The organism is Bacillus sp. P4_D3, from assembly GCF_056401855.1.
In genome coordinates this window covers 1-616 of sequence record NZ_JBFUIN010001247.1, presented here as the reverse complement: position 1 = coordinate 616, position 616 = coordinate 1, and the positions used below count along the sequence as shown (strand labels likewise).

Here is a 616-nt window from a genome sequence, read left to right as displayed (position 1 = left end):
CTACATACGATCTTACAAAACATGCCTGTTATGGTGGATGCGCTTGACTATAATGKAGATTTTGTTTTGTGGAATCGAGAATGCGAGATTGTAACAGGTTATACTGCTGAAGAAATAATTGGGAATCCAAACGCTCTTCAATTACTGTATCCTGACCATAATTATCGCCATCAAATACAAAATAAATTTTTGACTCGTGGAAAAAATTTTAGAGATTGGGAAATGAGTTTAACATGTAAAAATGGTGAAATTAAAACGATAATGTGGTCCAATATATCTGAGCAGTTTCCTGTAACAGGATTTAGTTACTGGGCTGTTGGGGTAGATATTACACATTTAAAAGCGATAGAAGGGCAATTAAAACAACAAACCTCTGAATTAGAATTAATTTTTAAAGCTTTACCAGATTTATGTTTTTTAACAGAAGACGATGGGACAATTATAGATTATAAAGCAGGATCTCCTACAAAATTTTACGTACCCGCAGAAGCTTTTATGGGAAAAAAGTTTTACGAAATATTACCGTCTCCAGTAGCACAGCAATTTCAAGAAGCAATTCGCCAATTGAAAGAAGAAGGAAAGAATGTAATTGTAGAATACCCTCTAACAATTAATG

General features: G+C 33.5%; 1 protein-coding gene. It reads left to right on the top strand.

All coding sequences use genetic code 11. The annotated features are described in order from the left end of the window. Positions 1 to 616: PAS domain-containing protein (locus AC1DTM_RS30595; protein WP_477001718.1), on the top strand; the 616-nt coding region annotated here is incomplete at both ends.